The following is a 22,614-nucleotide window of genomic DNA, read 5'->3' on the forward strand; positions in this document are numbered from 1 at the left end:
ACATAATTAAACACCAAATAACGATCAACCTCATCCGCTGACAGTGAGCGCAGTCTGTTTTTAACCAGCGTTTTAAATCCATGGTTTATACGGCCGTTTATTTACTCTAGTTCACACTATACCACTAATTTGGTTTTTACTAAGTTCATGCATAAGCCACTGCTTGTGCTGATTGTTTACCACGACGAATCGCAAGTCGTCCAGCAACAATGGGCGTAAACACTAGGCTTAGTATAATAGACAAACCGACGCCACCGGCTAAAACTACCGCTAATGGCGGCCAGAAAGTGCCTTCACTAAACAGCAATAAAGGGATAAAGCCGCCAACGGTTGTAAAGGTAGTGGATAGAATATGGCGGCTGCAACTCATGGTCTCTCTCACGATTTCATCCAGATCCCCGATTTTGGCTTTAGGGTTTGCGTTGATTGATGCAATCACCACAATGGAGCCATTGATAGCAACACCTATTAATCCTGCACAGCCTAATAATGGGTTAAAGCCAATCGGTAACCCGGACAGCCATAAACTGAACATCCCCAACCCCACTGACAGCAAAGCTACAGACGCAATCAACGCGGCTAGCTTGACACTCCTAAAGGTTAAAATCAGGGTGGTGATCATCAGTACTAACAATACCGGCGCATAAGTCGCCAACAAGCCAAGCGCTTCTTGCTGCTCATCGGCATCGCCTGCCATTTTTATACGGTAGCCTTTGGGCAAGTCAAAATCTGGTCCTGACAATTTGCTTTGCAGCGCATTGCTAACATCCACGGCCTTAGCATTAGGCAGCAAGAATCCTTCGACAATATTGACTCGTTCGCCATTTTTCCGAGTGATACCGGCAATACTAGAACGCAATTCAAATTGCCCAAGTGCTGATACCGGAACCCAGGTTTGCTGCTTGGCCAAGGTAGCACTCAACAACGGTATGGCATTGAGGCTATCGATACTATTTCGTTGCGATTCTGGCAATCGAATACGGATCGGGATCTCTTCGGTTCCTTCAAGTATCGACCCTCCCAGTCGCCCATCTAAAGACGATTGCAATTGGGCCGCGATGTCATTCAATGACATGCCGGCCAATGAAGACTCGTTGCGAGTGACATCAAGGATCAATTCAGGCTCACCCACGGTGATTGATGCAATGGTATTGGTCACACCTGGTATTTGCGACATGGCGAGTCGCACTTGTTGCCCTAAGCTATCGATAATTGATAAGTCTGGGCCATAAATTTCAACCCCTATGGGGGCTGAAATTGGCGGCCCTTGGCCAAAGGCTCTGACCACAACTTTGGCCTGCGGAAACCGACTGTCCAAGCTATGTTGCAATGCTGGGATAAGCTTGGCTGCGCCACTGACAGTATGTGTTTTAACCACGGCATTTGCAAAATGCGCTGTGTTGTCACGTGTCATCACTTGGTTGTAATACACCGATGGCGCAGATCCACCAATCAACCAAGTTACCTGTTCGACTGCCTCTTGGTCACCAATGTGGTGATTAATATCTTCAACCAGCTCGCGAGTTCTCGACAAGGCTGTGCCTTCTGGCATCCAGACGTAAACTTCAAATTGATCTCGGTCGGCACTGGGGAAAAACACATTGCCTAACTGTCCCGACAATACAAATCCGCTCAGTGGCAAACCTATACTCAACACCAGCAATAAAAGCGGTCGTTGGATGCCACTGGTGATGGTTGTCTTATACCAATCGCTAAGTAATTTAAACTGCAGCCCACCTTGATACCACGGCTGAATTTGCTGTTTGGAGTCACGCCGGGGCAAGTATCGTGCAGCTAATGCTGCGATAACCGTCAGTGAAATAAATAACGAACCGACCAACGCCATTACCACACTGACCGCGATGGAGCTGATGAAGTCCCCGATATTGCCGGGCAGCAAGAATATCGGCATAAAGCCTAAAATGGTGGTTAAGGTCGAGGCCAACAACGGGCTAAACAAATGGCGTATACTTTTAACTAACGCATCGAGTCGGGTATTCTCAGGTTCGAGCAAATGACTACGAATTTCGTCGGTGATCACAATGGCATTATCAATCAATAATCCAATCGCAATGATGATCCCAAAAATTGACATTTGATGGATTTGTTCATCGAAAAAACTCAATGAAAATAGCGTGAATGCGGCGCTCAGTGGTAAAGAGATCCCGACAATCCATGCGCTCCTAAAGCCCATGAATAAAAACACCACTATCATCACCACCAAACACCCCATCAGTAGGTTTTGGGTAAGTTCGAGTAGTCTCGATTCGGTATATTGATTTTGTTCAAATATGACTTCAGCACTGACGGTGCCTTGATAGAGCGCATTGAAATCGGCCAATGCTTGGTTGGCTGACTCTGTCCATTTATCGACACGCACTGTTGGCTGCATCCGCGCTGCTACAAGGATTTTTTGCTGACCATTGACCAGAGCAATGTCTTTGGGAGGGTCTTGCCAACCGCGATAGACCTTAGCGACATCTTGAATGCGCAGGAATTGGCTGGTGTTTGATACCACTAATGGAATATTGCGGATCACATCTAAACTGGCGAGTTCTTGGGCGACTTGAATCCGTATGTTTTGGCTATCGCTGCGCATGACTCCCGCTGGAAGCTTCGGATCGGCATCAGCGATGAGCTGACTTACCTGTGCGACACTCAATCCAACACTGGATAATTTGTGCGGGTCAACTTCAACGATAATCTCTTCTTTTAATTCGCCATAGGTGCGCACTATTTCAGTGCCAGGTACGTTTCGTAATCTATCCGCAACTTCTTCGCTCATGCGAGTCACAATGGATAAAGGCGTTTGATATCCTTCTGGGGAGCCTAAAGAAACCAGTAATGTAAACGATGTAGCTCCGCGTTTTTCATCTAGTTCAGGTTCACCGGCACCGGCTGGAAATTGTTGTTTAGCCGCAGCTAAACGGTCGCGAATTTTTGAAAAAACCTGTTCGTTAGAGTTGCTATCTATATAGGCTTGCAGCTCGACACTGATGACCGAAATGCCCGCTCGGGATGTTGATTTGATCTCTTTAATTTCATAAAGCTGTCTCAGTTCATCTTCAATGACATCACTGACCAAGGCTTCAACTCGCTCAGCTGATGCCCCCGGATAAGACGTTAATACCAAGACATTACGGGTATCGATGCGCGGATCTTCCAATCGAGGTAAAGACGATATGGCAGAAATTCCGGCAACAAGAAAAATAATAATGGTTAGCGCCAGCAAGTGACCGTTAGTAAAGAAGGCACTAAACCAAGGCGCTTTTTGCCGCTTTTGCGGATTCGGCAATGTCATTACTGCACCCTTTGATTCGATGCGTCACTTAATAGCACACTGGCGGTAATGTCTGATCCCACCGCGTGCACAATTTGGCCGGGCACCAATCGTTGTGCACCTCGGACTATCATCCAATCGTTTGCACTTAATGCTCCTCTGACATAACTGTGCGTTTCTCCTGAGTAAAGTACTTCGACGGAGCGTGATGTCACCTCTTGTCGACCTTTATCTGTCACGGTAAATAAGGTCCAAAGCCCGCGAATGCCATTACTTAATGCTTGTTTTGGCACCCAAGCGCCCTGCTCTTCAACATGCGTACTGTAAGTTAATGCAATCAAATCACCTGGCAGTAACGCCGCATGTGTTGGTAGCAGGGTAAAAATCACATCGATAGTGCGCGTGTTTAGCTGCCGGGTATTGGCGATGGATTTCACCACACCAGTCAATGCTTGCCCATTTGCCATCAATGTATGTTGCTGACCAACTTGCAGGTGCTGGGCTTGTTCACTAGAAAGTGCGATACGAGCGTCATAATCTGAGGTTTGTTGCACTAGTAGTACTGGTTGCCCCGCGCTAACGACGGTGCCGGGATCTACTGGACGAGAAACCACGGTGCCATCAAAAGAAGCACGTAAAATTGACTTTTGTAACTCCACTTGCAAAGTGTTAATGCGAGCTTGTGTTTGCTCCACCAGCGCGCTGGCGACCGTTGCCGATTCTTCGACTTCATCCAAACGCTGACTCGACTCTAATTTGCGTCTCACCAGTTCCGCTACTCTCTCTTTTGATTGCAAAGCCAAACGTTGATCCGCTTTGGCTCGCTGCAATGCCGCATCTAACTCCTTCATGCTTGCATCGAGCCGTTGAGTATCCAACACAGCAATACGCTGGCCTGATTTAATCCAGTCCCCTTCATCGACAAAGATTTGATCAATTTTGCCTGCCAGTTCGAATCCGAGATTGGCGAGATTGGCCGACTCAATGCGGCCATAGGCTAATTGTTGTTGCTGATAGCCTTTCTCTGGCACGACTTGAATCACTTCGACTGTGTGTAACTTGGCCTCACTTGGCGGCGCAGACACTTGACCTGAGCCAGCAGCAAGCATTAACCCAACAATCGCAAGAAAAGGTATAATGATGGTAATTGCAAGCAATAGTGATTTGGATGGACTCGATTTCATTAACATTTCCGTTCAGAACAAAACAGGTAAACTGCCCCTGGATAGTTACAAAGTTGAATTAAGACTTAGAATAATATATAAATACTGGACCGTCCAGTATGATAATAGAATGAACCATTAGAACGAGTTGGTAAAGTGCAAAGATCAGTGTGTAATAAAATAAAGTCAGTCGCCAAGGCACTGCCTAAAGCGGGTAGACCAAAAAGCGAAGAGAAACGCCGAAACATTCTACTGGCAGCCAGTGAATTATTTCTTAGCCAAGGCGTGTCTTCTACCTCAATGGACATGGTGGCGACTCGAGCCGGCGTTTCAAAACAAACGGTTTACTCGCACTTTAGTAATAAAGATGCGTTGTTCACTGCCGTGATTGACTTTAAATGTACTCAATACCAACTCAGCGAATCCCATATGGGAGCCCTCGATCAAGCACCCAGAGAGGTATTGATCAAATTCGGCGTGCAAATTATGAGCCTAATGCAGGATGAGGATACGGTCGCCATGCACCGAGTGGTGATTGGTGAATTAGATAGTAATCCGCATGTGGCAGAGCTGTTTTACATTGCCGGGCCACAAAACGGCATGCAAATACTCAGTAATTACTTACACAAAAATACCCATTTACAATTAACCACTGAGTCAGCTAAATATTGGGCCTGTGCGTTTTTTAATATGCTTAAAGGGGATTTCCATTTGCGCAGTTTGTTGGGCCTTCCCTATAGCATGTCGCAACAACAGCAACTCGTTGAGGTCACTAAGGCAACCGATCACATACTGGCAATGATCAGCGGCGAAAAATCAAGCTAGTGATGTTTTTTTAACTGCCTTTAATCAAAGTTTTAGGCCTAACAGAAAAATAATATGCGGTACTTAGAGACCAAATCTAAGACTCATACGTATGAAATGTTATTCGCTATACCGAAATTAATTAGCTAGGTTTCGGTTTTATCGGTTAGCATGGCGATTTCAACCAAACGAAAGGTTACTTTGGGACAGATTATGAGATTAGGTTACCGAGTGAGTCTGGCCACCATGCTGCTTTGTGTCAGCAGTTGGTCTTTAGCATCCCCCCATGAGCAACCTCTTTGGCTCAAAGAATCGGCAAAGTCTCAGTCTTTAAGCGATTATCAAACCCAGGTTTCTGCAGGCAATCGAGTCGTGATTAATCCGCAAGGATTAGCCAAGTTGCAGGCTAATGATGAGCCGCAATTCGATGTTATTGTGCCTTTACCAGATGGCAGCGAAACAACCTTTGCACTTACCGAAATACAGGTGATGGCGCCACAGCTGGCGGCAAAATTCCCTGAGATCCGATCATTTAAAGGCGTGGACATCACGGACCCCGCTAACACCGGCCGTTTTGACCTTTCCCCGCAAGGCTTTTCCGGGATGTTTAAGTATCAGGGTAATTGGACACTGTTAAACTTTGAAAAAGGCGAAGATAAACACCATTATTTAAGTTATTTTGCCAAAGATGAGATCAATCAAGCAACCCATATCAACCTTGACAGACCCGATTATCTGCGCCTGCCAAACGAAGCCCGCAAATCAACGTTAACTGAACTGGCTGCCAAACAAGCTGCGCGTCCCAATGGTAATTCGGTAACCACTTACCGTTTGGCTATTAGTGCGGCGGCGGAATACACAAGAATCAATGGCGGTGAAGCTGGTACGTTGGCGGAGCTAGGAAGATTGGTGAACCGGATTAATCAAATATTTCTCACCGATTTAGCCATTCAATTTGAACTGGTTGCCAATAACGACAGACTCATTTTTACAGATGGTGAATCTGACCCCTTTGTGAATGACGCGAGTGAAGATCTGGATGCCAATCAACGCACCATTGATGATCTGATTGGCTCAGCAAACTATGACATGGGTCATGTTGTCAACACCGACCCAGGAGGCTTAGCAACCATACAAAGTATTTGTGTTAATGGGTTCAAAGCCAGAGGTCAATCTGGCAGCAGTCGGCCAACCGACGAGAGTTTCTATATTCAATTAGTGATCCATGAATTTGGTCACCAATTGGCCGCCGATCACACCTTTAATGCGAGCAGCACAGGTGCGTGTACTGATGATCAACGATCTAGACTAGCTGCCGTCGAGCCTGGCAGTGGCTCCACCCTTATGTCATACGCAGGATTGTGCGCTAAACAAAACTTACAAGATGACGCTGACAGCTATTTCCATAGCTTTTCGATTGAGCAAATTAGAGATAACCTCGATAGCATGAGTTGCGGTACCTCAGTTGCAAACGGCAACACTATACCCAACATATCGAGCGCACCAATAAACCATAGTATCCCAGCGAATACCCCCTTCATGTTGACGGCTGAGGTAACCGACGCTGACAACGATTCTTTGACTTTTATCTGGGATCAAATTGATCCGGGCAACTTTTCAGGAAGCACCTCCTCAGATGATGAGTTGATTGTAGATAACGGAGCAAACCCGTTGTTTCGTTCGTACCCTCCGACCGATTCGCCGACCCGATATTTTCCACGATTAGCCGATGTGCTCAACGACACGATCAGTTTCGGTGAGGTATATCCTGCGACCCAAAGGCAGCTTAATTTCGAGTTATTAGTGCGCGATGGTAAAGGCGGCGTGAACACTTTGAATGCCACCCTAGATGTTGAGCCAACGACAGAGGCATTTTCGGTCAACCGTCCCTTAGCACAAGTACGTTGGATTGGAGGCCAAAATCACACGGTGAGTTGGAATGTGGCAGGTACAGCCTCAGCCCCAATCAATTGCGCCAATGTCGATATTTTATTGGACGCAGACGGTGATCGTATTTTTGAGTCGACGTTGTTAGCTAGCACAACGAATGACGGGCAAGAGGACGTAGTCGTGCCCAATACCAATACCACCAATGCACGGCTAATGGTGAAATGCAGCGACAATGTGTTCTTTGCTGTCAATCCGGGGCGCTTTGATATTGTTCCTGGCGAAGATCCGGTTGCCCCTTTGATAACGGCGCAAGTTGCTCAAGAGATAAACGAAGACACCTCTTTGACGATTGAGTTTTCTGATTTGGTGGTTGATGACCCAGACTCAGACTATCCATCCAATTTCAGCTTAACGATTTTACCGGGCGCAAATTATACGTCTAGCGGGATCACAGTAACGCCGTCCAACAATTTCTTTGGTACATTGCGAGTTAACTTAACGGTTAACGATGGGATCAACGACAGCAATGTATTTGTATTCAATGTTAGTGTGTCACCACTCAATGATGCACCTAGTGCGGTCGATGATAGCGAGTCAATTGTACAAGGCTCAGGTTTAAACGTGTTTGACGTTTTGAGTAATGATTTCGACGTAGATGAAGATGAAATATCCTTAGTGGAAGTGACCTATCTAGGGGCGGCACAAGTCAGTGTTGTGGATGGCAAGATCAATTACACGGCAGCCAAAAGCTATTTTGGTACTGACACCATCCGATACACAATCCAAGACCCTTCGTTTGCCAGTGATACTGCAATGATTACCATTGAAGTGCGCCCAACGGATACATCCGCGCCGCCAACCCCAGCGCCTGAACCTACCTCTCCAGATGATTCCGGTGGGGGTAGCTTAGGTATGATTTTCATATTGTTAGCACTTATCAAAATAGCCATCTTCAGGCAAGGTGCTGTGCGATGAGACAAATGCCTATCCACTTTCGCGGCAATAAAAGTGTGCTTGCAATAATCATGGCGTTGTTCATGAGTGCTTGTGTTCAAAAGGATGCCCAAATAGATGCCCAAGGTGCAGATGATTCCGCTGCTTTGCCGGTATCAAAACAATTACCTGACGCAATATTGGAGCAGGCAGATCCTGAGGCTGATGCTGAACAAGCCATTACCGCTTTGGACTTTCGCCTTTTAGCATTTGCCAACAAAGTGATAAGTTTTCCCGGTATTGATGGACAAACATATTCGGTGGAATGGGTAGAAAAACACTGTGGTATTCGTTACCTACAAGGTGCAGGTGATACCGTGCAGATTGGCCAGGACACCAGCAGACGTTCGGCTTTAAAGCACTACGCTTCGCGATACAATAAGCGGGTATTGGAAGGTTGTTTGGTTTTTCAGAAAAATTATTCTGAGCCATAAAATTCCCCCTAAACACAGTAATAATACGTTCCTCTGATGTTTTTTTTTGATAGACTCATGCGCCAGTAAAAGGCGAGTGGGACCACCTTCTTTGCTATCAGACGAGTAAGGGTGTGCAATGAAATTTGAAGGCCAACATATATTATCGGTGGCGCAATTCGATCGCGATTCAATTCAAACTATTTTCAATGTTGCTGACCAGATGACACCTTATGCCATGCGGCGTAAGCGCACAAAGGTCCTGGACGGCGCAATTTTAGGAAACTTATTTTTTGAAGCTAGTACCCGCACCCGCGTCAGCTTTGGCACTGCATTCAATCTGCTAGGCGGCGAAGTCCGAGAAACCGTTGGCATGAGTAGCTCAGCATTGGCAAAAGGTGAATCGCTGTTTGATACGGCACGGGTGCTAAGTGGCTACTCCGATATTATTGCCATGCGCCATCCTGATAGTGGGTCGGTGGCTGAATTTGCTCAAGGCAGTCGTGTGCCAGTGATAAACGGCGGCGACGGTGCAAATGAGCATCCGACTCAAGCGTTATTAGATCTGTACACCATTAACAAAGAGCAACAATATGGCGGTGGCAGCATTGATGGGATCCACATTGCCATGATCGGTGATCTCAAATACGGGCGCACCGTACATTCATTATCAAGACTATTAAGTTTATTTAACAATGTGAAATTTACGTTAATTTCACCCAAAGAGCTGGCCATGCCAGACGCTATTTTAAAGGACCTTGACGCTGCGGGTCACCAAGTTACCATTACCGAGCAGTTGGAAGGCAGTTTGGATGTTGACATATGTTATCAGACGCGAATTCAAGAAGAGCGATTTGAGTCTCAACAAGAAGCCAATAAATACCGAGGTAAATTCAGATTAAATCAATCAATTTACACCAAACATTTCAAATCAAAAACGGTGATCATGCATCCGTTACCGCGGGATTCTCGTGCAGACGCAAACGAACTTGATAACGACCTAAACATGCACCCGAATCTGGCTATTTTTCGTCAAACCGACAATGGGGTATTAGTGCGAATGGCCTTGTTTGCGCTCACATTGGGCGTCGAAAAGTTAGTCTCAAAATACGATACCGACGTACATTGGTACAGTTCAAAACGATAAGAGAAGATATGCAAAAATCAGAAGCGTTATTTTTACAGGCACAAAAACATATCCCGGGTGGGGTTAATTCACCGGTTCGCGCATTCAAAGCCGTCGGCGGTACTCCGCCGTTTATCGTCAAAGCAGACGGTCCCTATATTTACGACGCGGATGGAAAGCAATATATCGATTATGTGCAATCTTGGGGACCCATGGTCTTGGGACACAATAACGCGCTCATTCGCCAAGCGGTGATAGCGGCAGCTGAAAATGGCCTCAGTTTTGGTGCACCGACAGAATCAGAAGTGACCATGGCAGAGTTAGTGAATTCTTTGGTTCCGTCGATGGAAATGTTACGCATGGTCAATTCTGGTACCGAAGCGACCATGAGTGCCATACGACTAGCGCGCGGCGTGACGGGTAAAGATAAAATACTGAAATTTGAAGGCTGTTATCACGGCCACGCTGACTCCTTATTGGTAAAAGCCGGTTCTGGTGCGCTCACCCTTGGCGTGCCCAGCTCGCCTGGTATTCCAGAGGATTTTGCCAAACACACACTGACCATGGAATTCAATAACCTAGACAGCGTGGTTCAAGCATTTGAAGAATATGGCGATGACATCGCCTGTATCATCGTTGAACCTGTAGCCGGAAACATGAACTGTATTCCTCCAGTAGAAGGTTTTTTACAAGGATTACGCGATATCTGTGATCAATATAACAGCGTATTGATCTTCGATGAAGTGATGACAGGCTTTCGGGTAGCACGCGGCGGCGCGCAAGCGTTTTATGGCGTAACGCCAGATTTGACCTGTTTAGGTAAAGTGATTGGCGGCGGCATGCCTGTAGGCGCCTTTGGCGGTAAAGCCGAGATCATGCAACAAATTGCACCCACCGGACCTATTTATCAGGCGGGAACCTTGTCTGGTAATCCAGTCGCCATGGCTGCGGGCCTTGCTGCTTTAAAGCAGATAAGCGCGCCAGGCTTATATGAGCAGCTGAGCAAAACAACCCAACAAATTGCCCAAGGTATAAAATCCATTGCCAATAAGCATGGCGTCCCCATGTCAGTTAACTACGCCGGTAGCATGTTTGGCGTATTTTTCACCGATATCGAACGGGTAACCAATTATCAACAAGCGATAAACTGTGATACCAAGACCTTCAATAAGTTCTTCCATGGTATGTTAAAAGGCGGTGTTTACATGGCCCCGGCATCTTATGAAGCAGGATTCGTTTCGGCAATGCATGATCAGGCTATTGTCGATAAAACACTCGAAGTTACCGAATCTGTGTTCAGTGAACTGACCCGTTAACGCATTTTTGCTACAGCTTAACAAAGGTAATTAAACAACATATGATTTGTTGCCATACCTTGCTAAGCTTTAGCGCATAAGCGTTGATAAACTAAAGATTATTCCGATTAATGATTGAACAACTCATGCAGCCATTGACCATATTATTGCTAACCATAATCGCGGTATTAGTGGTGATATTGTTGCGCATGCGCAATAGACTGGAAACGCGTCAACAAGAACACAGCTCGCAGCTGTCTCACAGTCAGATCCAACGCTCTGAGCAAGATGCCGAGACCGAGCAACGTTTTCTAAACAAAGCCGACGAGGCGCTGCGTCTGACCCAAACATTTCAGAAGTTTGTGCCTCGCCAGTTTGTTGAACACTTTGCTAAACATGGCTCCAATACCTTGGAGCTAGGCCGAGCTGATGAAGATGAAGTGGCTATTTTGTTTTGTGACATTCGTGGATTTACTGGTTTATCAGAAAGAATGACACCCCAGGAGTTGATGAAATTCCTGAACTCCTATTTTTTACGGATGAACGATCCTATTCATCAAAACGGTGGCTTTATCGATAAGTTTATCGGTGATGCCATTATGGCTTTATTTGACCACCCCAACGGCTCTAATCAAGATAAAGCCGTTGATGCCTTAAATGCTGCGGTGGACTTACGTTACGCATTAAACATTTATAATCAGCACAGAAGCAACAGTGGCTATCCACCGGTGAATATCGGTGTTGGCGTGCATTTTGGTCCCGTGATCATTGGCACCGTAGGGTCTGACGATAGAATGGACACCACTGTGATCGGGGATAGCGTCAACATTGCTTTTCGTTTAGAAACACTCGCGCCTATCTTAGGGGCAGACATTGTGGTGAGCGCTCAGGTACTTAAGACTGCCAACGCTTCGGAAAAGTACACCTATCGAATACTTGACTGGGTAAGAGTAAAAGGACGCAAAACACCGGTGGAAATATACGAAATACTCAGCCACCTTCCCGAAGACGAACAAGAATTAAAGTTGGCCACCGCTGAGCACATTGAAAAAGGCATTAAAGCGCGGATCAATAAAGATTGGAATGGCGCCTTGCAATGCTTTGGGCAAGCACTAGAGATTTCACCCAAAGATCCTTTGATCACGCATCATATCGAGCAATGCCAGCGGGCAAAACATTCCGATTTGGCTAAAGATTGGGATGGCGCGCTAACTCTTCAATAACCTCAAATAACTTCTGAAACGCCAGCACTCAATTAATTAACCTGAATAATATTAGATGTCTTTGGCTTTCTTGATAAAGCTAATGGAAGGGGCAAAAAACGCTGCTCCCGTCTCTGCTACAGTGAAATCCAGTAGTCGATCGTATACGCCATCTTCGTCACCAAACACCATACTTTTAAGCATCAGGGTAAAAGGTTTAGGGCTTTTCGCCAGTGATATAAAAAACAGGCCTTTTACTGTCATATCGCCGTAGGGCATGCTTTGTCTCAGGATCTCAATGCTGTTGCCTTGATCATCTTTTAAACTTGACCGCTTGGTATGTGCGAAAGCAGGTTTATCATCGGCGCTATATTCAATATTATCCGTTTTTGTGCGTCCGATGATGTCTTCTTGTTGCTTTAGTGGAAGTCGCTGCCAATTATCCATGTTAGTGCGATAGCGCTGCACGTGAATGTAGCTGCCGCCAGCAAAGTCAGGATCATCATCACCGACTATCGCCACAGCAAGTTTACGCATGCCTCTGGGGTTTTCGGTGCCATCGACAAAACCAATCAGGTCGCGGCCATCTAGGTAGCGAAAACCTTTCACTTCCTCAAACAGCTCAACATGTCCTTTTAACAATTCACAGACTTCACTGCCAATGGCAAAACACACGTCAGCTCGGTCTGCTCGAATTTGAATAAATAGATCGCAAGGCGTTGCAGGAGCGTGCCTATCTTCACATTCCATATCCGGAAAAGGGGCTAATTCCTGTGGGATCAAGCCAGGATAAAGCTCAGTCCAATAACTGGCGCCAATCGCGATCACGCCAGAAACCATGGCCTCATAATGTTCATTATCGTAATGCTCAAACACATCCAAGATGTGCGCTAGTTTGGCGCGCACCACTTGTGAGTCATCGTCGATCACGTTGAACATTAAGTATTGGGCATGCAGATTAGGTTCTGCGCAGATCCCTTTTTGCGGTTGTGCCATGAGTTGCTATTCCGTCCTGTTATGATGTATTCAGCTGATTTAATAGCCAGCAGCCTGACCGTCTTTACGCGACTCTGAAGCGCCATATAAAACGCCGGTTTTAGGGTCTCGGAGGATTGCTTGGTAACCACCAAAACTGCCAGACACATCGGTTAGCGTGTGCCCCATTTGAACTAATTGTCGGCGCGTTTTTTGGCTATAACCGCTTTCAAGACTAATATAGCCACCGTCGGTCATCTTCTCACCTGTCGGCTCGCTTGAACCTGTATGCAGGATCCTAGGTGCATCCCCGGCCTCTTGTAGATTCATGCCGAAATCAATCAAATTCACGATAATTTGTGCGTGCATCTGCGGTTGTGTGCCGCCGCCCATCACACCAAAACTCAACCAAGGCTTACCGTTGCGTGTCACAAAGGCTGGAATAATGGTATGAAATGGACGCTTGCCTGGGGCATAGACATTAAAATGACCTTCTTCTAAAGAAAACATTTCACCTCGGTCTTGCAAAATAAAGCCCAGTCCAGTGGGTGTCATTCCAGAACCCATACCGCGGTAGTTTGATTGAATCAACGAGACCATATTACCGTCTTTGTCAGCGGTGGTGAGGTAAATCGTATCACCCTCATTAATTCCAGCATCCATGCGCTTGGCGGCACGTTTCATATCAATTAACTTGGCGCGCTGTTGCGCGTATTCCTTGGATATTAGCCAATCAACAGGGATCTCATTGAACTGTGGATCTGCATAGTATTTAGCTCGATCTTCAAAAGCTAACTTCTTGGCTTCAACAAAAGTATGAATGTACTCAGGAGAGCCGAATCCCATACCTTCGATATCGAATTGTTCAAGCACGTTGAGAATTTGTAGCGCCGCGATTCCTTGCCCGTTCGGCGGTAGCTCCCACACATCGTAACCGCGATAATTACTGGAAACCGGCTCAACCCAATCAGATTCATGCTCAGCTAAATCTTCATAAGAAAGAAAACCGCCCTGCTCTTGCATGTAAGCTGCAATAGTGCGCGCAATGTCGCCTTTATAAAAAGCATCGCGCCCGCCTGTAGCGATTTTTTCCAACGTTGCCGCTAGGTGTTGATTAACAAATATCTCGCCCTTTTTCGGGGTCGACCCATTGGGCATATAGGTTTCTTTAAAACCATCATATTTACTTAAAATAGGCACACTGCGATTCATATACCAAGCGATAAGCTCAGAGACTGGAAAGCCTTTCTTAGCATAATCGATGGTCGGCGCTAGGATGGTCGTCATGGGCACAGAGCCAAAGCGCTCATGTAACTTAAACCAGCCATCCACCGCGCCAGGCACCGACACAGGCAACGGCCCGTGGGATGGAATTTTGCTGAGACCTTGTTCCTTAAAATACGCCAGAGTTAACGATTTTGGCGAGCGCCCTGACGCATTCAAGCCGTATAATTGCTTAGTCTTGGCATCCCAGACTATGGCAAACAGGTCTCCTCCGATGCCATTACCTGTTGGCTCCACAAGCCCTAGCATGGCATTGGCAGCTATGGCCGCATCGATAGCGTTGCCACCTTGCTTGAGAATATCCAAGCCAACTTGAGTGGCCAATGGTTGACTGGTTGCCACCATACCATTGGACGCAATCACCTCAGAGCGCGAAGCGAAGGGCTCGCCGGTGATTCTATCGTAAGTAAAAGCTGGGAATGTGATGATAATGGATAGGCAAAATAACAAACTCTTGCGCATGCTGATTAACTCCAATTCGATGATAGGGTTAAGGATACGCTTCACAATCAATGCTTTAAAGAGTTAATGCAGCTTAAAAACAAAAAGCCTCGACACGCGAGGCTTTTGAGATCAAAACAAGGACGCTGTTATTGTTGTTTTAGCCCTTGTCGGTATTAACGTCAGTTTATTATGAACGACCGCCGGTGAAATCGGGATACGCTTCCAAACCACATTCGCTCATATCGACGCCATCGAATTCTTCTTCTTCGCTAACACGAATTCCGATGATCGCTTTGAGGATTAACCACACGACTAAGCTAGTCACAAATACCCAAACAAAAATGGTTAAGGCACCGATGAGTTGGCCACTAAAGGAAGAGCCACCGTCAGCGGTAAGCGGGTTAGTCACTGGCACTAATAACAAGCCAAGTAGTCCAACAACACCGTGAACCGAGATAGCGCCTACCGGATCATCAATCTTCAACTTATCCAAGGTAATGATACTACCAACCACCAGCAACCCACCAAGTGCACCGAATAACGTCGCTTGCAGTGGAGTCGGTGTTGAAGGCTCAGCGGTAATGGCGACCAAACCAGCTAAGGCACCGTTTAATGCCATCGTCAGGTCCGCTTTACCGAACAGCACTCTGGCTAAGATAAGTGCAGCGACCAAACCACCCGCAGCGGCAGCATTGGTGTTCATAAATACCACTGCAACCGCATTGGCACTTTCTACACTGGCCGTCGCCAGCACTGAACCACCGTTAAAGCCAAACCAACCCATCCACAGAATAAAGGTACCCAAAGTGGCCAACGGTAGGTTGGCACCGGGGATCGCATTAATTTTGCCATCGGCGGTGTATTTACCTTTACGAGCACCTAGTACAAGCACACCGGCTAATGCCGCAGCGGCACCAGCCATATGTACGATGCCTGAACCAGCAAAGTCTGAGAAACCAAGATCACCCAGAGTGTACATACCAAATACAGCTTCACCACCCCAAGTCCAAGCCCCTTCCATAGGATAGATGAAGCCCGTGAGGACAACCGCGAAAGCTAAGAACGCCCAAAGTTTCATGCGCTCAGCAACGGCACCCGAAACAATCGACATTGCGGTTGCCACGAACACCACTTGGAAGAAAAAGTCAGCTGATGGGGCATAAGTGGCTGCATCTTCTGCGACACCGGTGGCACCATCTTCGGTGATCCCACTTAGAAACCAAGTGAAGTCGTCTCCGCCGTACATGATGGCGTAACCGCAGACCATATACATGATGCAAGAAATCGCATAGAGTGCGACGTTTTTAGTCAGTATTTCGGTGGTGTTTTTAGCTCGCACTAAGCCAGCTTCCAACATTGTAAAACCTGCAGCCATCCACATTACAAGTGCGCCACAGATCAGAAAGTAAAAGGTATCTAGTGCATACCCAAGTTCAAATGTGATTTCCATGATCTTCTCCTGTGCTGGTTAAATGGCTTCGCCGTCAGTTTCACCCGTGCGGATGCGTACTGCGTGCTCTAAGTCGTAGACAAATACTTTTCCATCGCCGATTTTGCCGGTTTTCGCGGCACCCACAATGGCTTCAACCAAGCGCTCTACGTGATCGTTTTGCACCGCAATCTCAAGCTTCACTTTCGGTAAAAAGTCCACTTGGTATTCAGCACCACGATACAACTCGGTGTGACCTTTTTGTCTACCAAACCCTTTGACCTCTGTAACGGTCAACCCATCTATGCCAATCTCAGAGATGGCCTCGCGAACATCATCAAGCTTGAACGGCTTAACGATCGCTGTGACTAGTTTCATTATGTTGCTCCCGGTGATTATAGTTTTGTAAAACGCTACAGGTTGTAGAACAAGTCTTGTGCCAATAATTTTTTGATATATTTATCAATACATTAGGCACAAATCACCGAGCACCGCTCAAAATAATTGCACCAATGGTGTGCACAGCGGTGCATTTGCACCAATCTGGATTTAAGGTTGGAGGTAGGTAGCCTTTATGGATAATTAACAAAAAAGGGGGACTGGGGAACTAATGCTTTGATCCCCTACTCTACTGACTGCAGCGGTTGGGTAAAAGTGTGTTTAGATGGAATTTGAACGTCAAAAAGTAGAGCAAAAGCCGGTCCGAAAGCATACAGTGTATCCGCTGATACTGGTGTCTGTAGGATTACATTTGGCATTAGGTGCGTTAGTGCTTACTCTCAATAAAGCACCAGAAAAAAAGTCACCCAAGAAAGAACCCATCGGTATTCAAGCAAAACTCATTTATATCGATATTGAGCCTAAAATCTCGCATACAGCCGCTCGGATGGACCCGTCCGACAGCAGTGAATCAGCGCAAGCCCAGATAGAGGCTCAGCCTAAACCTAGCCCAACGCCTCTAGTTGAGTCGGCTAAAACATTAGCGCAAAGGCGGGACGCATTACCCGCGATCAATTATAACGCTGAGCATGAGGAACCCAGCGCAGAGATTAAAAGTGGATTACCGGTGCTCAGTTCACGGGAGTTGGCGCAACAACATCTACAGGTATTTTCTGAACAAGCCAATCAGCGCTTGGCGCAGAATCAATCGAAGCAGTATCAACAAGCAAAGGTATCACCGGATTTACAGCTACCCACTATCGATCCTTTTATTACTGAGGATGAAAAAATCATGCAGCAAAATACCGTGCAAGTGAATTGTAGCTCAGGACTAAATAAGGCGATTGCTAATATCTCTGGTGCATTAGGTGGCAATGTGAAATGCACCCAGATGCCACAACTAAATCAGTTTATTGATTATCGCTTGAATAAAACGGCTTTAACGGGCGAGCAGTAAACGGCTTTTTTAAACGCGGACGCACTCAACCACGATAGACAACTGACTTACTAAAAAGTACAGGCTTGGCAGCTAATTACCGAATAGTCTCTCCCAGATACTCTTACGTTCTTGGATCTTGGGGTTTTTAGTATCGCATTTATCCAGTTTTTTCGGCAATGCAGCCAGAATGGCTGGCAAGCTCATGCTGGTTTGACAACCCGCTTGCGTGGCTCTACCACTAGCAGGATTAAAGTGCGCAATCCCCAAACCTTTCGGAAAACGGCGCACTAACGACTTAGGCTCTTGCAAGGACTGATAATCGATAAACAACCTCAACGCGCCATTTGCGCCGGTTAAACCGGTACTCTTGTTGTCATCAGTTCCGATCCAACTGGTGACTAATACATTCTTATCAAAACCGGTAAACCAACTATCGCGATAATCATCAGTGGTGCCAGTTTTGCCGCCCATGTTAATGGATGGGAACTTTCGGCGTATCCGCTTCGCGGTACCTTCTAATGTCACTTTATGCAGTGCGTAATTCATTAAATAAGTTACGTTTGGATCGAAAGCTTGAGTAGTCTCGGGCTGAATCTCCCAGATCAATTGATCGTCAGGGGCCAATATTGCATTGACGGTATGTAAGCGTATGCGCAGGCCACTATTGGCGATGGTCTGATACATTTGGTTGACCTCGACAGGGGACAGATCTAACGCACCCAGTGTTAAAGCAGGATACTGAGTCACGGGCGACTCAACCCCTAATCGTTGCAGCGTATGCGCAATATTGTCTAGCCCCACTTCCATACCTAAACTGACCGTGGGTACATTTAAAGATTGAGTAAGTGCGGTATACAAAGGCACTTGACCACGAAATTCTTTATCGGCGTTTTGCGGTTTCCACGGCTCGCCGCGTAATCCAGGTAACTCAATAGGTTCGTCGAGTAAAGGCGTGGCCAGATTATAAGTTTCAGGCTGTTCGAGTGCTGTCAGGTAGATCGCGGGTTTGACTAGCGAGCCAATTGAACGCCTTGCATCCAATGCACGATTGAAACCTTGATATTGCGTGTTCCTGTCCCCCACTATGGCGCGGATCTCACCCGAATCTATGTCAGTGACTAACATTGCGGCTTGCAACCCTGCTAGCTTGCGGTCTTTTTCAATACTCAGCAAGCCTTGAGACAAGGCTTTTTCAGCCTTTCGCTGTGCATTGGAGTCAAGGGTAGTAAACACTTTCACCCCAGACTCACGAATATTAGGATTATCGAGAATGGTGCGCAGTTCACGCTGTACTTTATCCATAAAGGCTGGATGCTTGCCCTTCACCAACGAAGCACCGGTTGCCACTTTAACCGGTTGATCTAACGATTCTTCAAAGGTCTTTTGTGAGATATTGCCATTTTCGAAAAGCAGTCGCAGTACCAGATTACGGCGCTCGACAACCCGCTCAGGATAACGACGGGGATTATAGTAAGAAGGGCCTTTGATCATGCCTACCAGCGTAGTCATCTCAATTAAGTTGAGTTCGTTTAACGGTCGATCAAAATAAAAGTAGCTGGCTAGCCCAAAACCATGCACACCGGTATCGCCGTTTTGCCCAAGAAACACCTCGTTTAGATAGGCCTCTAATATTTGTTGCTTGCTGTATCGCGCGTCAATTAACACCGACATTAAGGCTTCTTTCACTTTGCGCGAAATGGACTTTTCATTGGTCAGATAGAGGTTTTTAATCAATTGCTGGGTAAGCGTACTGCCTCCTTGTACAGCGCGCCCGGCTGATATATTGGCGATCAGAGCGCGCAATATGGAAAGCGGGGCAATGCCATGATGTTGATAAAAGTCTTTATCTTCCACCAGCACTAAGGCATCGACTAACTCCTTAGGCACTTGTCCAAGGGATACTAGCATCCGATCTTCTTTACCGTCACTGACTAAACGCGTTACCAGCCAAGGCTCTAAACGAAAACTTGAAATCGGTTGTTGGCTATTCAGATTGATGATCTTATCTACTCGGCCGCGTTTGAGGGTAAGTGACAAGCTGGTCTGTCCCTGAAATCCATCAGCAAAATGAAACGCCCGCCGATGCACAATAAATTGATTATTGGCGTATTGATATTCGCCCGTACTGATAGCTCGATTGACCCGGCGATAACCGAGCAATTCCAGCTCTTCAATGATCTCTTTAGCGGTAATTTCTTCTTTTAAGGTGATCTCTAATGGACGGGCATAGATCTGTGCTGGCACCTGCCACTTGTTTCCAGAAAACTGTTGGGCAATAACCGCGTCCAAATACAACATGTAAGCCGCAAAACAGACGGTTGCCAGTAATAATAGTTTCCAGAAATACTTGCGAAACCACGTGATAGGGTTAAGTTTTTGAACAAATGACATGAATAAGAAAATTGAGACTGAATACAACGCAGTGTACCAGTCTCAAATACATGGCTCAATTTAATAGCATCTAAAACAAAAAACTAATCTGACTCTGCCTAAATCAATTTTTTACTCTCGAATTACTATGTTTTTAAAGTAACTATTTGACCTTGGATAAAACACATCATTATCCATCGAAAAAATTAGATACTGAAACGCCCCTGTATAATAGTCTCCAACTGGGATTTCAAAATGTTGGTACTCTCCGTTACCAGTATAATTAAAATCAGTGATCCCCCAGATTTGCGTCCCCATCAAGGCAAAGGTAGTGGATCTACTGAGGTCATTGTTTACCGAAAACCCTAATCCATGAACCTCTCCCAGTAAATCAGATTTGTAGTCAAACTCTATTATCGTATCTCTTGTAATTTCAATACTCAGGGGGATCTTACGCCATACATTACCGTCTAATTTTAACGTTAGTCCATCATCTAAAACTTGATGGGAGCCTTTAATTTTTTGATTCGTTCCGTAGCTAGTTATCTCAACCTGATTGAAATTTATTTCCAATTGTGATGCTTGATCGTCCTCTTCTTCGGCTTCGTAAACTTGAATGTAGCTAAATTCAGCATCAGACCTAGGATAAAAAATATCGTTATCCATAATAAAATACATATTAGAAACTATACCTTGATAATACTCTCCAACAGGAATTACAAAGTGTTGTGTTTGATTCAAGGAATTATATGTAAAGTCTTGAATACCCCATGGTTGAGTGCCAAACAACATAAAAGATCGCGCTTGTTCAAACGCATCATCAGTATCAAATCCAATGGCATGCACTTCTCCTTTTTTAGTGCTTTTGAAATCGAATTCCAAGACAGTGTTAGGTGTGATTTGATAATCAAAGTCTACTTTTTTCCACCGATTTCCAACTAAACGAATCCCGGCACCAGAATTCGTAATCGCATAAGTGCCTTTAACATCTTGTTTGCCACCAAACGACGTAATCGGTTTGCCGGTAAAATCAAAATATTCAGCCTCCGCTGGCGCATCCACTTCCACATCAAACAATTGACTATCGGATCCATATTGACTGGTCGCGGTGATCTGAACCGAATGCACGCCAACCTGTTGCTCAGAAGGAATCCATAAAACTTCACCCTCAACTGAGACTGTCATGCCATCGGGTCCAAAATCCAGCGTAAATGCAATATCACCCGAGCCGTCGGCTTCGACAAATCCATCGGCATCATATTGATAGGGCACGGCAACCTCAGCATTAGTATTAGCCGAAGAGTTAATTGTTGGTGGGGACACATCCACTAAGCATTGCGCTTGGTCGACATAGGGTTGCATATTAGCAATGCTGCAATCTGAAAATTGATCGCTGCCATTGATACCCGGATTCATTAAATAAATTCCCGGAGTTGAAGCACAGGCTGAGCCATTCTGGTTGTCATGTGGCGCACCAAAATTATGACCAAACTCATGAGCGGTTACCAAGGCCGTATTGTTGCCAAAACGCTGAGTCACACCGACGGCGTAGCTATTACACAAAGCACCAACATAGGCGATGCCGATCGTGCTTCCATCGAGATTTTTACCGGTAAACAGGTGACTTGCGCCAGGGTTGTTGTATTGGGTTGACACATAAGTACGATAAGCAATGATCAAATCCACCGCATCAGTCACAGTTAAATTACCATTGTTGGTCAAGACTCGGATCTCATTAATGGAAATAGTAACGCCTAACTGCTCTGCAAAAATACCATCGACAACATTCATTTCGGCAATCATTTCGATCGCTGCGTCTTCGGGACTCGCAGCTTCGAATTCGGTGTCTGCAGTTAATGAAACTTTGAGCTCTTTTGACGCAGCGTTTGCCATCATCTGCGTTAGTTGCTCTACAAATCCCTGATAGGAAAAGGCTTCTGTTGAGGCTTCGTCGTGCAGCGCACAAGTACCACTGTGTCGAATTTGATTGGCGTTATACACCAGTAACTCCGCGCCTTGCTCTTGGAACCGCTGAACTTCCCCAAGTTCAGCATCGATCTGAGTTTGCTGACTCACGAAAAACAAACTAGTACCGTCAAAATAGGCACCTGATATTTTGCCGTTATTATCGGTAAAACGAGCCCAAGAATTTAGATTTCCAGATATTTTTCCTTTATATACGGTTAACTCGCTTCTTGAGGTAAATTCGGATATCGAATCGAGTAGCGTCTCATTTTCAGTTAATTCAAATGTTTGTTTCCCAGCTGTTGTGGTCAGCTCCAGACGCGTAACAGGGTTGCGCATGTTACTTGGTGAGAGAGTAAATCTGGCTTCTTGGGATGACTCGATCAGAGTATCGTGTAAAACATTGGCATAGGCACTGGGTAATAAACCTGCGCCGAGTGTTACAAAAATAGAAAACTGCAACAACATGATTAAGACTAAAGAAATTCGCATTCTAACTACCTCCGAGCATGCTCGAGTGGATGGGTGATTGCATTTAAGCATAAAGCACAGTATCGGTGTTTTACGCATTTTCTCTAGTGCCTACGCACGCAAAAACAGTAA

15 protein-coding genes are annotated in these 22,614 nt (G+C 45.9%); 7 read left to right on the plus strand and 8 right to left on the minus strand.

Going from position 1 to position 22,614, the window contains the following annotated elements:
- Positions 1-145: 145 nt before the first annotated feature.
- A complete protein-coding gene (locus ABD036_RS03660; protein WP_343856595.1) occupies positions 146-3,301 on the minus strand; it encodes an efflux RND transporter permease subunit in 3,156 nt (1,051 codons plus the stop codon).
- Positions 3,301-4,464 (minus strand): efflux RND transporter periplasmic adaptor subunit, encoded by a 1,164-nt coding sequence (locus ABD036_RS03665; RefSeq protein WP_343856597.1) that lies wholly within the window; start codon positions 4,462-4,464, stop codon positions 3,301-3,303. Before ABD036_RS03665 ends, ABD036_RS03660 begins: the two co-directional genes overlap by 1 nt.
- Positions 4,465-4,611: 147 nt before the next feature.
- On the opposite strand from ABD036_RS03665, the gene ABD036_RS03670 reads away from it, so the two are divergent.
- The 6 genes from ABD036_RS03670 to ABD036_RS03695 all read left to right on the plus strand — a co-directional run bounded on the left by ABD036_RS03670 (position 4,612) and on the right by ABD036_RS03695 (position 12,187).
- A complete protein-coding gene (locus ABD036_RS03670; RefSeq protein ID WP_343856600.1) occupies positions 4,612-5,268 on the plus strand; it encodes a TetR/AcrR family transcriptional regulator in 657 nt (218 codons plus the stop codon).
- A 192-nt stretch (positions 5,269-5,460) separates the two neighbouring features.
- Positions 5,461-8,112 carry a reprolysin-like metallopeptidase gene (locus tag ABD036_RS03675; RefSeq protein WP_343856603.1) on the plus strand — a complete coding sequence of 884 codons (2,652 nt, stop codon included), beginning with the start codon at positions 5,461-5,463 and terminating at the stop codon, positions 8,110-8,112.
- Positions 8,109-8,564, plus strand: a complete 456-nt coding sequence (locus ABD036_RS03680) for a hypothetical protein (RefSeq protein WP_343856605.1) — start codon at positions 8,109-8,111, stop codon at positions 8,562-8,564. The genes ABD036_RS03675 and ABD036_RS03680 overlap by 4 nt, the downstream gene beginning before the upstream one ends.
- A 118-nt stretch (positions 8,565-8,682) precedes the next feature.
- On the plus strand, positions 8,683-9,690 hold the full coding sequence (locus ABD036_RS03685) for an aspartate carbamoyltransferase (RefSeq protein ID WP_343856607.1): 1,008 nt from the start codon (positions 8,683-8,685) through the stop codon (positions 9,688-9,690).
- A gap of 8 nt (positions 9,691-9,698) precedes the next feature.
- Entirely contained in the window at positions 9,699-10,985 is a 1,287-nt protein-coding gene (hemL, locus tag ABD036_RS03690; protein ID WP_343856608.1) for a glutamate-1-semialdehyde 2,1-aminomutase, read from the plus strand.
- A 110-nt stretch (positions 10,986-11,095) separates the two neighbouring features.
- A complete protein-coding gene (locus ABD036_RS03695) occupies positions 11,096-12,187 on the plus strand; it encodes an adenylate/guanylate cyclase domain-containing protein (protein WP_343856611.1) in 1,092 nt (363 codons plus the stop codon).
- 51 nt (positions 12,188-12,238) lie between these two features.
- Here ABD036_RS03695 and ABD036_RS03700 read toward each other — a convergent pair whose 3' ends face one another.
- From ABD036_RS03700 to ABD036_RS03715, 4 genes are all read right to left on the minus strand, one after another.
- Positions 12,239-13,162 (minus strand): Dyp-type peroxidase, encoded by a 924-nt coding sequence (locus ABD036_RS03700; RefSeq protein WP_343856614.1) that lies wholly within the window; start codon positions 13,160-13,162, stop codon positions 12,239-12,241.
- Positions 13,163-13,201: 39 nt separating this feature from the next.
- Entirely contained in the window at positions 13,202-14,887 is a 1,686-nt protein-coding gene (gene ggt, locus ABD036_RS03705) for a gamma-glutamyltransferase (protein WP_343857971.1), read from the minus strand.
- 169 nt (positions 14,888-15,056) lie between these two features.
- Positions 15,057-16,319, minus strand: coding sequence for an ammonium transporter (locus tag ABD036_RS03710; RefSeq protein WP_343856616.1), 1,263 nt, complete (start codon positions 16,317-16,319; stop codon positions 15,057-15,059).
- 18 nt (positions 16,320-16,337) lie between these two features.
- Positions 16,338-16,676, minus strand: coding sequence for a P-II family nitrogen regulator (locus ABD036_RS03715; protein ID WP_286285229.1), 339 nt, complete (start codon positions 16,674-16,676; stop codon positions 16,338-16,340).
- Positions 16,677-16,962: 286 nt separating this feature from the next.
- On the opposite strand from ABD036_RS03715, the gene ABD036_RS03720 reads away from it, so the two are divergent.
- Positions 16,963-17,694 (plus strand): hypothetical protein, encoded by a 732-nt coding sequence (locus ABD036_RS03720; RefSeq protein WP_343856619.1) that lies wholly within the window; start codon positions 16,963-16,965, stop codon positions 17,692-17,694.
- Positions 17,695-17,766: 72 nt separating this feature from the next.
- On the opposite strand, the gene mrcB is transcribed toward ABD036_RS03720, so the two are convergent.
- Together mrcB and ABD036_RS03730 are read right to left on the minus strand one after the other, a co-directional pair.
- Entirely contained in the window at positions 17,767-20,067 is a 2,301-nt protein-coding gene (gene mrcB / locus ABD036_RS03725; protein ID WP_343856621.1) for a penicillin-binding protein 1B, read from the minus strand.
- Between the two features lie 111 nt (positions 20,068-20,178).
- On the minus strand, positions 20,179-22,503 hold the full coding sequence (locus ABD036_RS03730) for a M12 family metallo-peptidase (protein ID WP_343856624.1): 2,325 nt from the start codon (positions 22,501-22,503) through the stop codon (positions 20,179-20,181).
- Positions 22,504-22,614 lie beyond the last annotated feature (111 nt).

This window comes from Aliiglaciecola litoralis (assembly GCF_039523355.1).
Lineage (GTDB): Bacteria > Pseudomonadota > Gammaproteobacteria > Enterobacterales > Alteromonadaceae > Aliiglaciecola > Aliiglaciecola litoralis.